The organism is Leptolyngbya sp. FACHB-1624, from assembly GCF_047649235.1.
Classification (GTDB): domain Bacteria; phylum Cyanobacteriota; class Cyanobacteriia; order Leptolyngbyales; family Leptolyngbyaceae; genus Leptolyngbya; species Leptolyngbya boryana.
This window is the reverse complement of record NZ_CP180258.1, coordinates 3,716,287-3,731,330: the sequence shown is the minus strand read 5'-3', so window position 1 is coordinate 3,731,330 and position 15,044 is coordinate 3,716,287. Positions and strand designations below refer to the sequence as shown.

13 protein-coding genes are annotated in these 15,044 nt (G+C 47.3%); 9 read left to right on the top strand and 4 right to left on the bottom strand.

Features of this window, described 5'->3' with window-relative positions; genetic code table 11:
- The first annotated feature begins 90 nt into the window (after positions 1 to 90).
- A complete protein-coding gene (locus ACMUEV_RS17545) occupies positions 91 to 879 on the top strand; it encodes a cysteine hydrolase family protein (protein ID WP_017287790.1) in 789 nt (262 codons plus the stop codon).
- Positions 880 to 1,014: 135 nt separating this feature from the next.
- On the top strand, positions 1,015 to 2,037 hold the full coding sequence (locus ACMUEV_RS17540) for an FG-GAP repeat domain-containing protein (protein WP_190649877.1): 1,023 nt from the start codon (positions 1,015 to 1,017) through the stop codon (positions 2,035 to 2,037).
- An 85-nt stretch (positions 2,038 to 2,122) separates the two neighbouring features.
- On the opposite strand, the gene zds is transcribed toward ACMUEV_RS17540, so the two are convergent.
- A complete protein-coding gene (gene zds / locus ACMUEV_RS17535; RefSeq protein WP_190649876.1) occupies positions 2,123 to 3,592 on the bottom strand; it encodes a 9,9'-di-cis-zeta-carotene desaturase in 1,470 nt (489 codons plus the stop codon).
- A gap of 104 nt (positions 3,593 to 3,696) precedes the next feature.
- Here zds and ACMUEV_RS17530 point away from each other — a divergent pair, with 104 nt between their 5' ends.
- Positions 3,697 to 4,293, top strand: coding sequence for a hypothetical protein (locus tag ACMUEV_RS17530; RefSeq protein ID WP_190649874.1), 597 nt, complete (start codon positions 3,697 to 3,699; stop codon positions 4,291 to 4,293).
- A 47-nt stretch (positions 4,294 to 4,340) separates the two neighbouring features.
- Here the strand turns inward: ACMUEV_RS17530 and ACMUEV_RS17525 are convergent, their stop codons facing one another.
- Entirely contained in the window at positions 4,341 to 5,252 is a 912-nt protein-coding gene (locus tag ACMUEV_RS17525; RefSeq protein ID WP_190649872.1) for an MvdC/MvdD family ATP grasp protein, read from the bottom strand.
- Positions 5,253 to 5,382: 130 nt separating this feature from the next.
- On the opposite strand from ACMUEV_RS17525, the gene glcD reads away from it, so the two are divergent.
- From glcD to ACMUEV_RS17505, 4 genes are all read left to right on the top strand, one after another.
- The gene (glcD, locus tag ACMUEV_RS17520) at positions 5,383 to 6,852 is read left to right on the top strand and encodes a glycolate oxidase subunit GlcD (RefSeq protein WP_190649871.1); all 1,470 of its coding nucleotides are present in this window, start codon (positions 5,383 to 5,385) and stop codon (positions 6,850 to 6,852) included.
- Between the two features lie 103 nt (positions 6,853 to 6,955).
- On the top strand, positions 6,956 to 7,198 hold the full coding sequence (locus ACMUEV_RS17515; RefSeq protein WP_190649869.1) for a hypothetical protein: 243 nt from the start codon (positions 6,956 to 6,958) through the stop codon (positions 7,196 to 7,198).
- Between the two features lie 8 nt (positions 7,199 to 7,206).
- Positions 7,207 to 7,527, top strand: a complete 321-nt coding sequence (locus tag ACMUEV_RS17510; RefSeq protein WP_199329403.1) for a type II toxin-antitoxin system PemK/MazF family toxin — start codon at positions 7,207 to 7,209, stop codon at positions 7,525 to 7,527.
- Positions 7,528 to 7,736: 209 nt separating this feature from the next.
- Positions 7,737 to 8,627: an alpha/beta fold hydrolase gene (locus ACMUEV_RS17505; RefSeq protein WP_190649866.1), complete on the top strand. Its 891-nt coding sequence runs from the start codon at positions 7,737 to 7,739 to the stop codon at positions 8,625 to 8,627.
- 132 nt (positions 8,628 to 8,759) lie between these two features.
- Here the strand turns inward: ACMUEV_RS17505 and ACMUEV_RS17500 are convergent, their stop codons facing one another.
- Entirely contained in the window at positions 8,760 to 9,671 is a 912-nt protein-coding gene (locus tag ACMUEV_RS17500) for a branched-chain amino acid transaminase (protein WP_017287799.1), read from the bottom strand.
- 201 nt (positions 9,672 to 9,872) lie between these two features.
- Between ACMUEV_RS17500 and ACMUEV_RS17495 the strand changes: the two genes are divergently transcribed.
- Both ACMUEV_RS17495 and ACMUEV_RS17490 read left to right on the top strand, forming a co-directional pair.
- Positions 9,873 to 11,588 carry a ShlB/FhaC/HecB family hemolysin secretion/activation protein gene (locus ACMUEV_RS17495; protein ID WP_190649864.1) on the top strand — a complete coding sequence of 572 codons (1,716 nt, stop codon included), beginning with the start codon at positions 9,873 to 9,875 and terminating at the stop codon, positions 11,586 to 11,588.
- 23 nt (positions 11,589 to 11,611) lie between these two features.
- Positions 11,612 to 12,793 (top strand): DUF4336 domain-containing protein, encoded by a 1,182-nt coding sequence (locus tag ACMUEV_RS17490; RefSeq protein WP_190649862.1) that lies wholly within the window; start codon positions 11,612 to 11,614, stop codon positions 12,791 to 12,793.
- A gap of 100 nt (positions 12,794 to 12,893) precedes the next feature.
- Here the strand turns inward: ACMUEV_RS17490 and ACMUEV_RS17485 are convergent, their stop codons facing one another.
- Positions 12,894 to 14,894 (bottom strand): nucleoside-diphosphate sugar epimerase/dehydratase, encoded by a 2,001-nt coding sequence (locus ACMUEV_RS17485; RefSeq protein WP_190649861.1) that lies wholly within the window; start codon positions 14,892 to 14,894, stop codon positions 12,894 to 12,896.
- Between the last annotated feature and the right edge of the window lie 150 nt (positions 14,895 to 15,044).

The window sequence follows — 15,044 nt, the reverse complement described above, 5'->3', positions numbered from 1 at the left end:
CACGGATGAATTCGTGATCCCTCGAACAGCTTTGTGATCAAAAGTTGTAGTACCTATTGAAGAAGAATTGAAACCTAGAGTTCCCCAAATATGAATGAGCCGATGTATCCACTCGGTCTTCCACCGAATGCCTGGTATGTGAATTCCACGATCGCAGATCTAACTCGATCTCCTATTCCTCCTCAAATCATTACGGTCGAAACCGCAACAAAAAAAATACGATTAGACCTAAACAAATCTGCATTGATTGTCATCGATATGCAGAATGATTTTTGTCACCCGGATGGATGGTTAGCCCATATCGGAGTGGATGTTACCCCTGCACGATCGCCAATTGTGCCGATTCAACAATTTCTACCGATCGCGCGACAAGTTGGTCTATCGATCGTTTGGGTCAATTGGGGAAACCGTCCTGACTTACTGAATATTAGCCCCGCAACACGATATGTCTACAATTCAGACGGACAAAGTGTAGGACTCGGCGATCCGCTCCCGAAAAATCAGGCTCCTGTTTTACAAAAAGATAGTTGGGCGGCAGCGATCGTCGATGAACTTCAACCGATAGAAGGTGATATTCAAATCGATAAATATCGAATGAGTGGATTTTGGGATACACCGCTGGATAGTATTCTGCGAAATTTAGGAAAAACGACGCTATTTTTTGCAGGCGTAAATGCAGATCAGTGTGTGATGGCAACTCTACAAGATGCAAATTTCTTAGGATACGATTGCATTTTGTTAGAAGATTGCACGGCAACAACTTCGCCAGATTTTTGTTGGCAAGCCACTCTGTATAATGTCAAACAATGCTTTGGATTTGTATCCAGTTCCATCTCTGTTTTGAATGGGATAAAATCCGGGGTTAAAGATAAAAATTAACTGATTAGCTCTCATCACTTTACATCTGCCTGCTGAATTCATGATTGAGTTCATCACGGAGTCCATCACTCTGATACTCAAGCTACGGAATTCCAGCGTGGCATCTTGTTGCTGAGTTCCTATGTGAGGAGAAGTATGACATTTTTTGATAGTTTGAATTCGTTCAAAGCACCTGATTTTAATGGAGATGGGCGGACTGATTTATTCAGTTTTGATCTCACGACACGCATTCCAGAAATTAATTTATCAGCCAATATCAGAACGAGTGCATCAAGTCCGATCTTCTTCATTCCAGAAGGTTGGCAGACTCCAAAATATGGCGACTTTAATCAAGACGGTAAAACGGATCTCGTTTGGCGAAATCCCAAAACTGGAGAAAATGCAATTTGGCTGATGGATGGAACTTCATCCTTGGATGCCCAATGGCTTGATTCTCTGCAAGGTACATGGACAGAAGTGGTCGGCGATTTTGACGGCAACGGAACCAGCGATTTGTTTTGGTATAACTCTACGACTGGGGAGTTCCAGATCTGGGCAATGAATGGGGCGCAGCGTGTGAAACGCTCGATCGCTCAGATTGAACCGGGTTGGGAACCTGCTGCTACAAATTTCACCAGTGATCATCGCCATGAATTATTCTGGCGCAATCCGTTGACAGGACAGAATGCCGTCTGGACAATCGATCCGAAGACACTGGGTATCTCCGGAGAATGGCTTGAGGCGAAGTCTCCAACTTGGAACTATGAAATAATTGACTACAACGGCGATGGGCGCAGTGATCTGTTTTGGCGCGATCGCTTAACCGGACAAAACCAAATTTGGCTTTGGACAAGCGACAGTCTGCAACCTGATCCAATCGCGATCGATTTACCCAGCACAAGCAGCGATTTTGTGATCAAAACGGGCGATTTTGATGGCAATCACAAAACAGATTTTCTCGTTCGCAATCCAAGTACAGGCGAGAATCAAATCTGGCGCGCCGGAGACATCGAAGTGCAAATTTCCGATATTCCAGCGCAGTCTGCTACATTCTTTCCCGAAATTGGAGATTACAACGGCGATCGGTTTTCAGATATTCGTTGGGTCAGTGTGACGGGTCAGGAAAATGTGATTTGGTTCAGCGATGGGAAACTACCTCAGTCAATCGCAACCGAGTAAATCTGATGGGAGATAGGGCAAAACTCTAAAATCATGGCTGTTTCTCCCCGTCTCCCCATCCCACAAGATGGATGCAACCGATCGCTTAATACTTAAACAATCCAACCCCTTGAACTTTATAGCCCGTCGGTTCCAGAATTTTCTGAGCCGCCTGCTTGCCTGAAATCGTTGCACCTTCCATGCTATCGATATAGTCCTGTTGGGTATAACTGCCTGCTAAGAAGAAATTCTCGATCGGCGTTTTTTGCGAAGGACGATACGGATCCTTTCCGGGTTCTTCCCGATACAGCGACTGTGCTAGCTTCACCACGTTAAACCAGGTCATATTCAGTTCGCGCGAGGAAGGAAACAGATCATGAATTTGCTTGAGAGCATGTTGAGCAATGTCTTCATTACTCATTGGCACAAACGGATCACCCGGCGTGAGCACGACTTGCATCAAAGAACCTTGACCTTCTCGGTAGTAATCTTTCGGACTCGTCAGCGCTAGATCTGCAAAACAAGAAAAATCTGCGTCTGAACTGTAGAGCAAGTTATCAATTCCTGCTGCATGGTCAACTTGCTTTCTCGCGGCTGGATCATTCATTTCTGTCACCCAGCCATCAAATCTCATTTGCACCGTTGCGACTGGAACTGCTTCGAGTTTGTAGATATTGTCAAACTCTTTGATACTGCGCCATTCCTGGGGAAGCAATCTCTGAATTCCAGGAACATCACATGCTGCAAGATAGGCATCAGCAGTAATAATCTCTTCGGTTTCACCATTCGCGATCGCAAGTCCAGTCACGATCGTATTCGTTCCCTCACCTTCAAACAAAATCCGTCGGGTTTGTCTGCGGGTGTGAATCTTTGCGCCTCTCGCTTCCAAATAATCTACGATCGGCTTGTGCAAATATTCCGCAGGTGAGCCAGATAGCATGTTCAATTGCGACGCTTCTGTTTTCGCGGCGAACATCATAAAGATGGTTAACATGCAGCGCGCAGAAATATTTTCGGTATCGATGAAGCCGAGAGCGAGAGCGATCGGATCCCACATTTTCTTCAAACTATTCTGAGAACCGCCGTGACTGCGGAACCAATCAGCAAAGCTGACTCCATCCAAAGCGCGAATCATTTTCATCGCGGCATCGAAATTAATCAGCCCTGGAACAATCGGACTTGTGCCCAGCGCGATCGCGTTTTGCAATTTATCTTGAATCGTGAGTTGTCCGGTTGTAAAGAACGCCTTCAATCCGTGAAATGGCGCACCGACTAAGAAGCGAAAATCTAGCTTGCCAAGTTCACCGCCACGATTCACAAACGTGTGAACATGTTCTTTCGGCAGCAATTCTTGATATACGCCGACCTTTTTCATTAAGGCGAATAGATTCGCGTAATTGTTGAAAAACACATGCAATCCCATCTCAATGTGATTGCCATCCGCATCGATCCAACTGCCAACTTTCCCGCCGACAAACGATCGTGCTTCAAAGATTTCAACTTCGTGACCCGCATCGACTAATTCTACGGCTGCGGCTAATCCCGCTAATCCTGCCCCAACGATCGCAACACGCATTCGCTCATCTCACTGACATGACTTCATTAAGAAATTTTAACGCTGTTGTGTGATCAAATGTGGAAATTGAGGCATTCTAACGGGGTCGAATTTGTTCTCTGCTCATGGTTAAGGTTTTGTCACTCGTCGCAATGCTAGGATTTCTCACAAGCTGTACTCCTTTACCCACAAAGATCAGAGCCTACGTCGAGTCTCGTCCCGTTGATCCAACGCCCTACGAGAAACAAGGTTTGGTTGCAGTACAACCTGATGCACCCAAGCCTTCTGGATCTGAGATAAAGCTCCCGCCAACGGTCACAGTAAAACCGGGTCAGAAGCTTTCTGAGGAAGAAATCAAGACTTTACTGACTCAAGCCGATGATAAAGCGGCGAGTGCGACTAACCTTTCAAGAGTGGCGCAGTCGAAGGATGATTGGAGACTGGTGATCGATCGCTGGAAATTAGCGATCGATATTCTCAAACCTGCGGCGCAAATTCCTCGAATTCGCAAGCAATTGTCCGAGTATCAAACCAATTTGACAGCAGCACAGGTACAAGCCAGCACGAATCCAAGACAAATAGAAGCAACCGAGCGATCGACCAGTGATGGGATTCCCCTAACGATTCAAGCGCCTTCACCGTCTCCGTCGCCGTCTACATCGCCATCTCCGACAGCATCTCCTTCATCGACAGCATCTCCGTCCCCATCTCCATCTCCCTAGAGTTGGTAAGATTCTCACACTGTCAAACCTGCTCAAGCCGCAGCACATCAGTCTGAATTCAACAACAATTCAATCAACGCTTGCGTGATTGGAAATCCAGTCTGTTGTTCAAAGGCTAAGAAGGATGGATTGGGATTGGCTTCGAGAAAGAGATACTCGCCGCTCGGTGTTAATCTCCAATCAATCATCAGCCATTCCGCATCCAAGGCTTGAGCGATCGCAATTGCCTGCTGGCACATCGCTTTCGGAAAGATGATCGGAATGACTTTAACATCGTCATCCTCATGAAAATCCAATGCAGCACTGCAAATCTCGGCTGCATAAACAGTGTCACCAATGACATACGATCGAATATTCGCTCCGGCAATGTATTCGCACAGCGTCACAGGCGCAATTTTTAGACTCAATTTCAAGCGTTCAGGATTCAAGTGTTCTGCTGAAATGAGTTGGGTTCTAGCTCCGCCATAAATTGGTTTGAAGGTCGTTTTGGAATGTCGATAGACGAACTCTCGCACTGAAGTTGGATCATTCGTGACGATCGTATCGGGAAGGCTGACTCCTAATTGATGAAGTTTGCTGAGTTGCAGCGGTTTCTCGCGATGCAGTTGATACGCCTGTATGGGATTCACCCAGTGGATTGAAGGAATTTGAATCAGAGAGCGAACGAGCGCGATCGCATCTTGATACGCGGCTTTTTGCACCGATGCATGAGGTAATCTGGGCACTCGTACCCCGGCAAAATGTCGCCAGAACACACTGCGAATCTGGCTGACTGCTAAGTGCCGCCCATCTGCCAGACGCAATAAGCCTTCTTGAGATACGGGCGACCAAGTAATTTGTGCTTGGGTCGGAAACGTTGCCACATCCCAGTAGTGACAGACAATTCCCAATCGTTCTAAGGTTTGATACAGATGTGATGCATGAAGATCCGCGGCATGTCCCAAAATCAGCACGGTCATATAGATGTAAGTCAGAAGTTTGCCAGATTGAGAAGCAATCGACGGACAATTGATAGTTTCTATCTACGATCTTGTGACCCGAAATCAGGGTAATTTGGTACGTTAAGGATAACGTTGCACAGGAATGATCATGACGGCAGTAGTGACCCAACCCAATTGGCAAGCGATCGCACGCGAATTTGAGGCAGTTGTGGGAAAATCGGGGGTTGTGCAACGCCGCGAAGAACTTTTGGTTTATGAGTGTGATGGCTTGACGAGCTATCGAGAACGTCCCGCGATCGCAGTGTTACCGCGCACGACAGAAGAAGTCGCAGAAGTCGTGAAGATTTGCGCGCGCGCTTCGGTTCCCTTTGTGGCGAGAGGTTCGGGCACAGGACTGTCAGGTGGCGCTTTACCGATCGAGAATTGTGTCTTGATTGTCACCTCTTTGATGCGGAAAATCCTTCAGGTGGATTTGGAGAATCAGCGCGTGATTGTTCAACCAGGTGTGATCAATAGTTGGGTGACTCAGACGGTGAGTGGAGCGGGATTTTACTATGCACCCGATCCATCGAGTCAGATCATTTGTTCGATCGGCGGTAATGTAGCTGAGAATTCCGGCGGGGTGCATTGTCTGAAATATGGAGTGACGACGAATCATGTGTTGGGGGTGAAGATTGTCACTCCCGAAGGCGCGATCGTGGATTTGGGCAGTGAGATTCCCGAATCGCCAGGATACGATCTCACCGGAGTGTTTGTTGGCTCAGAAGGAACGCTCGGAATCGCAACTGAAATCACATTGAAAATTTTGAAAACACCGGAGTCGATTCGGGTGCTTTTAGCAGATTTTATGAGTGTTGAAGCAGCGGGAGCGACAGTTTCGGACATTATCAGTGCGGGCATCATTCCAGGCGGGATGGAAATGATGGATAACATGAGTATCAATGCAGTCGAAGATGTCGTCGCAACTGGGTGTTATCCACGCGATGCGACAGCGATTTTGCTGGTGGAAGTAGATGGCTTGGAAGTTGAAGCAGACTTGAACAGTCAGCGAGTCGCGGAGATTTGTAAAAAAAATGGAGCGCGAAATGTCACGGTAGCAACCGAGGCGGATGAGCGTTTAACAATTTGGAAGGGACGAAAAGCAGCATTTGCAGCAATGGGGAAGATGAGTCCCGATTACTATGTGCAAGATGGCGTGATTCCGCGCACGAAGTTGGAATATGTGCTGCGTGAAATTGAGGCGTTAGGACAAAAGTTTGGCTACAACGTGGCGAATGTGTTTCATGCAGGGGATGGGAACTTGCATCCGTTGATTTTGTACAACAATGCGATTCCAGGAGCATTAGAAGAAGTCGAAGCGTTGGGGGGAGAGATTCTGAAGCTCTGTGTGAAAGTGGGGGGAAGTATTTCTGGGGAGCATGGCATTGGAGCGGATAAGCGGTGCTATATGCCAGAGATGTTTTCGCCTGCGGATTTGGAGACGATGCAGTGGGTGAGATTGGCATTTGATCCGCAGGGAATTGCCAATCCGACGAAGTTGTTCCCGACTCCTCGGACTTGTGGAGAAGCAGCGCAGGCGCATGGACAGAAGGTTTTTGAGGGCGTTGAGCGGTTTTAGGTGAAGGGGCGATCGCAAATTGGAAAATAGCAATTGCCCTTCAGAAATGGCGCGCCAATTTTGAAGTCGCGTAAAATGAAATAGATCGTCTAAGTACTACTTTATGAGAGCGATTGAAGTAACAGGCAGCGTGAATGAGGAAGGTTGTATCCAGATCGATCAACCGCTCCCTGCAGTAAAATCAACCAGATTTCGAGGGATTTTGCTCTTCCCTGACTCAGAGAGTTCTTTGAATCAAGAGTGGTCATCCTCTGCAGTTCAAGCTTCTGTTCAGGATTGGTTAGATGATCCGGCGGAAGATATTTACACGTTAGAAGATGGCGAACCTGTGAGTGATGAAGCATAGGTATTGTCTTGATCGAGTTTCCTTATGATGATCTTTCAGCTAGCAAGATTCGTCCTGCATATTGTCTCACTGACCCAATTGGAGAGAATCGCCATCTGATTTTTGCACTGATTACGAGTCGGATTCCGGCCATGCTACTCGATTCGGATCTCGTTCTAGATTTGTCTCACCCAGATTTTGTGATGAGTGGGTTGCGAAAGCCTTCTACGCTCCGTCTGAATCATCTGATTACGCTTCGTCGATCGATGGTTCAGCGTCGCTTGGGCGAATTATCTCTGCAGACTCATGCTGTATTAGTTGAGAAGCTCTGTAGCTTGCTAAATGGGTAATTGAGATCGCGCTTGGAAATTCTGCGATCGCTGTCTACGATTCAAGTGTCGGAATGATTTTAATTCAAGTGTCGGAATGATTTTAAAAATTTCTACAGACTTTCAGCAAGCCCAATCCCCTCATTCTTTGATGCAGTTCTCCGGCTCTCTGCACCTGAGACATCCCCTAAGTTTTACAATTAAATCTGTGATGTATTGCGGATTGTCTCATGCAGGTCGCTTCTTCGATCGATACGGTTCCAGGACAGTATTGGAACTGGCGAAACGAGCCAGTTTACTACGTAAAAATGGGCGAACGAAACAATCGCCCCCCGCTGTTATTGATTCATGGGTTTGGAGCTTCGACTGATCACTGGCGCAAAAACGTGATCGGATTGAGCCAAGAGTTTGAAGTGTGGGCGATCGACTTACTCGGATTTGGGCGATCGGCAAAACCAGACTGGAAATACAGCGGTGAACTGTGGCGCGACCAGATTCATGAATTTGTCACTGAAGTCATCGGTGCGCCTGCCGTCGTTGCTGGAAATTCGCTCGGTGGCTATGTTGGACTTTGTGCCGCTTCCCAACGTCCCGAATCGTCAGCAGGATTAATTTTGATTAATAGTGCAGGTCCCTTTACCGATATTCAAGGCACAACCAAGCCTGATCCGATTCGCCAAGTCATGGGAAGCTTTGTGATGAGCTTATTTCACCAGGACTGGGCAAGTTGGTTGCTCTTTCAGTATGTGCGGCAGAAATCAACGATCCGAAAAACCTTAGAAAAGGTCTACGTAGATCAAACGGCAGTCACCGATCGCTTAATCGAGGAAATCCAACGCCCTGCCTTTGATCAAGGCGCAGATAAAGTCTTTGCATCAGTCTTCCGCACTCCACAAGGAGAAAAAGTCGATGTATTGCTCGGACAACTAACGCGACCCTTGTTAATGTTGTGGGGAGAAGCTGACCCCTGGATTAACGCGCGCGATCGCGGTGCAAAATTCCGCAGCTATCATCCCCAACTGACCGAGCATTACTTGAATGCAGGACATTGTCCGCATGACGAAATTCCTGACCAAGTGAACGCACTGATTCGGACTTGGGTCACATCGGCAGTCAATTAAGCGATCGCAGCATCAATTCCAAAATCCCCAGAAAATCACCGTTCCGTTAATCAAGGATAACAGTGATTTTCTGGGGATTCTTTGTGATAATCAGCCTCACGCTAGCGCTCTACAACCATCACAACTTCCGACTTAAATCTCAATCACATTCACCCAGTCGCGATACGTCTCATTCCGATTTTCCGTTACCGCCGTCACCGCTTCACGCAGCTTATCCGTCACTGGACGATGCTTACTAAACTCAAACGTCTCAATGCGTTTCACAGGCGTTACCTTCGCCGCCGTTCCGCTTAAAAACACTTCATCCGCGATGAATAACTCTGACTTATCCACCGGACGTTCGATCGTTTTAATCCCCAAATCGCGCGCGATCGTCAACACACTATCCCGCGTAATCCCTTCCAAAATATCCTGGTCATATCCTGGCGTAATCAATTCCCCATTGCGCACCAAGAAAATATTCATTCCCGACGCTTCACTGACTTTGCCTTGCGAATTCAGCAAAATCGCCTCATCAAACCCACAAGACACCGCCTCTGTCTTCGCCAATGAAGACGTAATATAGGCTCCACTAATCTTGCCGCGCAACGGTAGACTGCGATCCTCCTGCCGATACCAAGAACTAATGCGGCAACTCACCCCATCCGGCGACAAATAATCCCCTAACTCCAGCCCATACACAAAGAAATCATGTTCAATATTGTGTAATCGCGGTGCGATCCCCAGATCCGAGGTATAGACAAACGGACGAATATAAAACGATGTTTTTGGCTGATTTTTCTTAACAAAATCCGTAATAATCGATTGGATCTTATCCGCAGGCAGCTCAAAATTCAGCAATCTTGCACTATTACTCAAGCGTTGACAATGGCGATCGAGGCGAAACAGCAAAATCTGATTTGGATTCTCTGGATTCGGAATCCCGCGTAATCCGCCGAACGCACCCGTTCCGTAATGCAGCGCATGGGTTGCGATCGACAAATTGGCATTCTCAAAAGGGAGAAATTGATTTTTGAAATAGGCGATGGGGAGGAAATTGTGCATGGGAGTGAGGATCAAAAACTAGAAAACGCGTCCCGATAAGACAGATTTCAAGATTACCTTGAAATTCGCGTTCTGGTTTGATTCACCTCCTGCTGAATCCTTTTCATCGAGGAGAAATTTTTATTTTGCCGCGTTCATCTCCTGACCTAACTATGGTTTAAATAAAACGTGGGCGATAATTCTCCACGATGAAAAATACATATGGCTTCTCACTCGCGATTTCAAATTCTGCTCCTGTCGCTACTTTCTCTTGTTCATCCATCGCCTGCTCTCGCTCAGCGCGTTTTGCCAATTCCCCCACCTCAAGATTTACCCAGACCGCTACCGCCGCAGCCTTCTCCACCAGAACCCACTTCAACTCCACTTCCCCCACCTGATCAACTACTCCCGGGTCTAACTCCCCCCACTCCTGAACCTCCGGAGAATGTCTCAGACACGATTCAAATTAAACAAATTGAAATTGTCGGCAGTACTGTTTTTCGCCCGCAAGACTTCGCGGAGATTACTCGTAAATATGTCGATCGCAGGATCTCGTTTGCAGAATTGTTGCAAATTAGAACTGAAATTACTGAACTGTATATCAAACAAGGCTATGTCACCTCTGCCGCAGTTCTCCCACCTCAGGTTTTAACGGGTGGCACCGTCAAAATTCAAATCATTGAAGGTGCGATCGCGAGCATTGATGTCATCGGAACCCGTCGCCTTAATCCTGCTTATATCCGCAGCCGAATTGGGCTTGTGGCTCAAAAACCTTTGAATGTAAATCGGTTGCTAGAAGGCTTGCGGCTGTTACAGCTTGACCCCTTGATTGCTTCGATTTCAGCCGACTTGCAAGCAGGTACACGCCCAGGGACGAGTGTTTTACAAATTACGATCGCAGAAGCGAAAACGTTGACCCTCTCGCCTTTGCTCGATAATTCCCGTTCTCCGAGTGTCGGCTCATTCCGCAGACAACTCGAAGTCTCGCAGGCAAATTTACTCGGCTTAGGCGATGGTCTTAGAGCCAGCTACACCAACACAGACGGAAGTAATGGCATTGATTTGAGCTATATTGTTCCATTCAATGCGCGCAACGGGACACTCCGACTAGCTTATGGCAGCACTCGCAGCCGAGTGATTGAGGAGCCGTTTGATATTTTGGAGATTCAAGCGCGATCGCGCTACTACGAATTGACGCTGAGACAGCCCATCGTTCAGCACCCAACCAATGAGTTTGCGATCGGGTTGACGTTCTCGCGCCAAGAAAGTCAGACCGAGCTAGGTTTGGATAATATTGGACCCTTTCCCCTTTCTCCTGGCGCAGATGAACAGGGACGCACTCAAATTTCAGCTTTACGCTTCTTTCAGGAATATGTACAACGCAGCGATCGCCAAGTTTTTGCCGCGCGATCGCAATTTAGCCTGGGCTTGAATTTCTTGAATTCAACCATCAACGAGCAAGCACCAGACAGCCGTTTTTTTGCTTGGCGAGGTCAAGCCCAGTGGACAAGACTTTTAGCAAGAGACTCATTATTCCTAGTGCGAGGAGATATGCAACTTGCCGATCGTACACTCGTCCCCTTAGAACAAATTGGCGTGGGAGGACAAGAAACAGTTCGAGGATATCGACAAGATGCCCTGCTCACCGATAACGGTTTTTTGTTCTCGACCGAATTACGATTGCCGATTTTCAGACCGAGAAACGGACTGGTACAACTCACACCGTTTGTTGACCTAGGAACAGGCTGGAATCGCAGCGGAGACAATCCTGAAAAGAATACGCTCGTCGGAGCGGGTCTAGGGCTTTTGTGGCGGCAAGGAGAAAACTTTTCAGCGCGGATCGATTTTGGCTTTCCGCTCGTGTCGATCGAAAATGAGAAACACACCTTACAAGAGAATGGAATTTATTTCTCGATTCGGTATAGCCCATCGTTTTAAGATGAAGAAAGATTTGAGAAAGGATGCAATCGGTGCAAGACATTTCAACAGATTCGAGAGAGCGATCGTGGTTCTATTGGTTTCTCCTCCCCATTTATCCCTATCGTCAGCGTCGAACCCTTAGAACTGAAGTTGTGAAAGATGCCGTTTGGACATTTGACCAGCTTCAAGGCATCTTTTATGTGGTCACACCGATTCGCATGACTGTGATTAAGCTCGATGAGGGTGGACTGTTAATCTATGCTCCGGTTGCCCTAACCCGCGAATGTTCAAGATTACTCGATGAGCTAGTCGCCCTACACGGCGAGGTAAAATACATTGTTCTGCCAACGATATCGGGACTAGAGCATAAAGTCTGTGTTCCGCCTTTTGCGCGTCGGTTTCCTAAAGCTCAAATCTATGTTCCACCGAACCAATGGAGCTATCCAGCCAATTTACCTCTGACCTGGTTGGGATTTCCAAAGCAACGCACTCATGTGCTAGATGGGCAGAATGTTTCTTTTAGTAACCAATTTGAGTCTGCAACTCTCGGCCCGATTGGATTGGGACTCGGCCCTTTTGGAGAGATTGCACTGTTGGATAAAAGCTCACGCACCTTACTGGTGACAGATTCCGTTGTCTCAGTTCCAGAAGTTGCTCCAGAGATTATTCAGCTTGATCCTTATCCGTTGTTGTTTCATGCGCGTGAGAGTGCTGTCGATCGCATCGAAGATACAGAAGCCAATCGTCTCAAAGGCTGGCAGCGCGTGGCATTATTTACATTTTACTTTCGCCCTAGTGCGCTGGATATCGCAGACTTAGCTCCTTCGGTTCGAGAAGCAATGAAAGCTCCCGATCGCTCAAAGAAAGCTCTATTCGGCTGGTATCCGTTTCATTGGAAAGCGGGCTGGCAGCGATCGTTTGAAGCATTACGCAAGCATCGATTAATGGTTGCTCCGATTTTGCAGCAATTGATCCTCAATCGTGAACCGCAAAAGGTGATGGATTGGGCAAATCAAGTTGCAAGCTGGAACTTTGAGCGGATTATTCCCTGCCACTTCGATGCTCCTATTCCAGCAGATGCACAAGAGTTTCGATCGGCATTTAGCTTTTTGGAAAAAGAGAGCGATCGAGTTTTACCAGATGAGGACTTTGAATTGCTCAGAGAAATCGAGCAGGGCTTAGTTCAAACGGGAGTAACACCGCCTGCGCAAGAGAAGCTTTAGTTGCTATCGTAGCCCTAAGTTGGGTGGGGAGTGGGGAGTTGTTTCCTTACTAGCTCCCTACCCCCACTCTTTGAGCATCTCCATCTCAAACAGACTCGTCTCAACTCGTTCGACGCTGCGGATTGAGAACCGAATCCATCGACTTCGGACTACTGGGCTGATATTCTGGAACCAAAGTTTTGAGCAGCGATCGTAGTTTAGTAGCATTTTTCTGATACGCCGCTAAGAAAAGCTGATCCAACAATGGCTCTAGCTGCTCCCAGGGTATCATGGCTTCTCGTGCTGCAAAAATCTTAGGATGACTCGTTGCCATCGAATTTCCGCTGATGAGTAGCTCCTCATATAACTTCTCGCCCGGTCGTAATCCCGTAATTTCAATATCAATATCTGCTCCGGGTACTAATCCACTCAGTTCAATCATCTGCACCGCCAGATCATAAATCCGCACAGGTTCACCCATATCGAGCAGAAAAACTTCACCACCCTGAGCCATTGCACCTGCTTGAATCACCAGCCGTGACGCTTCTGGAATCGACATGAAATAGCGCGTCATTTCTGGATGTGTCAGTGTAATCGGCTGACCTGCTGCAATCTGCTGTCGAAATCGGGGGACAACTGACCCGTTACTATTCAGCACATTACCAAATCGCACCATCACAAAGCGGGTTCGTGTTTTCGCCCGTGCCGCTAATGCTTGCAGTACTAATTCTGCAATCCGCTTCGTCGCACCCATCACATTGGTTGGACGCACAGCTTTATCCGTTGAGATCAAGACAAAAGTCTCAACTCTGCATTTTTCTGCGGTCTGTGCAGTCACCATTGTGCCATAGGCATTGTTGATAATTCCTTGCGCTGCATTACTTTCAACCAAAGGAACATGCTTGTATGCCGCTGCATGATAGACCGTCTCAACTTGATGCTTCTCCAATACTTCCGATAAGCGATCGCCATCAGTGACCGAGCCTAAATAAGCAAAACGAGGCACATTGGGATACGTTTCTGCTAGCTCTGTTTCAATCGAATACAAAGCAAACTCATTCAGCTCATAGAGCACCAGAAGTCGAGGATTTTGCTGGGCAATTTGGCGGCAGAGTTCTGACCCGATCGAGCCGCCTGCTCCTGTCACCAGTACTGACTTATCAGTGATGTTAACTCGAAGTAGACTCGGATCGGGCAGAACTTCGGCGCGCCCGAGCAGATCAGAAATATCAACATTCCGAATTTTACCGATCGGCACATGACCTGCAACAATTTCACGCACCGAAGGAACTGTTTTGACCTTGACAGGCAATCCCTTCAAACTCTGAAGAATGCGACGCTTGTCTTGGGGACTCGCAGAAGGCACTGCCAGTAAAACCATCGTAATCTGGTACTGGGCAATCAGCGTTCTCAACAGAGTTGGACTGTAAATATGAGCGCGATCGAGCGATCTGCCATGAATTTCAGGATTGTCATCCACAAAAGCAATGACTTGGTATTCTGTTTCACGCAGCAGTGCCTGCGAAAGCTGAAACCCAGCCGACCCTGCGCCATAGATGATAATTCGCTGTGACGTTGAATATGGCAGCGACTTTGTACGCGATCGCACAGCAGCCGCATGAGTTGCCTGAGGTGCAGTATCGATCAGCACCAAAAATCGCCGGATTGAGAACCGAATTCCGACTACTCCAATCCAAGTGATCAGCGCAGAGATAATTTGAACCGATCGAGGTAAAACCTGCACATGTAACAGGGTACTGAATGCAACCAGTCCCGCTTCGCTCAAAATGACTGCCTTTAGTGCCAACCATAAGATTTCTGCCCCTGTATGCCGTAACAGAGGTCGATACATGCCTAATAAATAAAATATGCAGAATTTAACCGGAACAGTTAGCGCAAGAGATGCTTGGTAATACCAGAATTGGTCAATCAAAGGGGAATCTTCAAACCGCAGATTGAGCGCAATACAGGCAGCAATTAGAAAGATGATACTGTCGCCTGCGAACAAAATATAGCGTCGCAAGCGGCGGGGCAATTTAAGCAAGCCTGTGATGAATTGAAGGAGTAATCCAGTTTGAAAGAGCCGAAGGAAAGCCGCCGAAACAGAAAGCTTTTCACGCATAAGGAATCTCGTTCTTTACTCAGTCGCGTAATGCAGGACGAAATCAACTCAAAGTTCGGTAGATGTGAGTCTTGATTTCAAAAACAACCCTGTCCGTTCGATCAACCTGGTAGAAAACGCCTTGATTAAACGTGAAAAATGTCGCTCTAA

What these genes read in the sequence shown, in the direction of transcription:
- ACMUEV_RS17525 (WP_190649872.1), bottom strand. Translation starts at nt 5,252, where the DNA reads ATGACCGTGCTGATTTTGGGACATGCCGCGGATCTTCATGCATCACAT.
- zds (WP_190649876.1), bottom strand. Translation starts at nt 3,592, where the DNA reads ATGCGTGTTGCGATCGTTGGGGCAGGATTAGCGGGATTAGCCGCAGCC.
- ACMUEV_RS17530 (WP_190649874.1), top strand. Translation starts at nt 3,697, where the DNA reads ATGGTTAAGGTTTTGTCACTCGTCGCAATGCTAGGATTTCTCACAAGC.
- ACMUEV_RS17545 (WP_017287790.1), top strand. Translation starts at nt 91, where the DNA reads ATGAATGAGCCGATGTATCCACTCGGTCTTCCACCGAATGCCTGGTAT.
- ACMUEV_RS17490 (WP_190649862.1), top strand. Translation starts at nt 11,612, where the DNA reads ATGCAATCGGTGCAAGACATTTCAACAGATTCGAGAGAGCGATCGTGG.
- ACMUEV_RS17515 (WP_190649869.1), top strand. Translation starts at nt 6,956, where the DNA reads ATGAGAGCGATTGAAGTAACAGGCAGCGTGAATGAGGAAGGTTGTATC.
- glcD (WP_190649871.1), top strand. Translation starts at nt 5,383, where the DNA reads ATGACGGCAGTAGTGACCCAACCCAATTGGCAAGCGATCGCACGCGAA.
- ACMUEV_RS17485 (WP_190649861.1), bottom strand. Translation starts at nt 14,894, where the DNA reads ATGCGTGAAAAGCTTTCTGTTTCGGCGGCTTTCCTTCGGCTCTTTCAA.
- ACMUEV_RS17495 (WP_190649864.1), top strand. Translation starts at nt 9,873, where the DNA reads ATGGCTTCTCACTCGCGATTTCAAATTCTGCTCCTGTCGCTACTTTCT.
- ACMUEV_RS17500 (WP_017287799.1), bottom strand. Translation starts at nt 9,671, where the DNA reads ATGCACAATTTCCTCCCCATCGCCTATTTCAAAAATCAATTTCTCCCT.
- ACMUEV_RS17505 (WP_190649866.1), top strand. Translation starts at nt 7,737, where the DNA reads ATGCAGGTCGCTTCTTCGATCGATACGGTTCCAGGACAGTATTGGAAC.
- ACMUEV_RS17540 (WP_190649877.1), top strand. Translation starts at nt 1,015, where the DNA reads ATGACATTTTTTGATAGTTTGAATTCGTTCAAAGCACCTGATTTTAAT.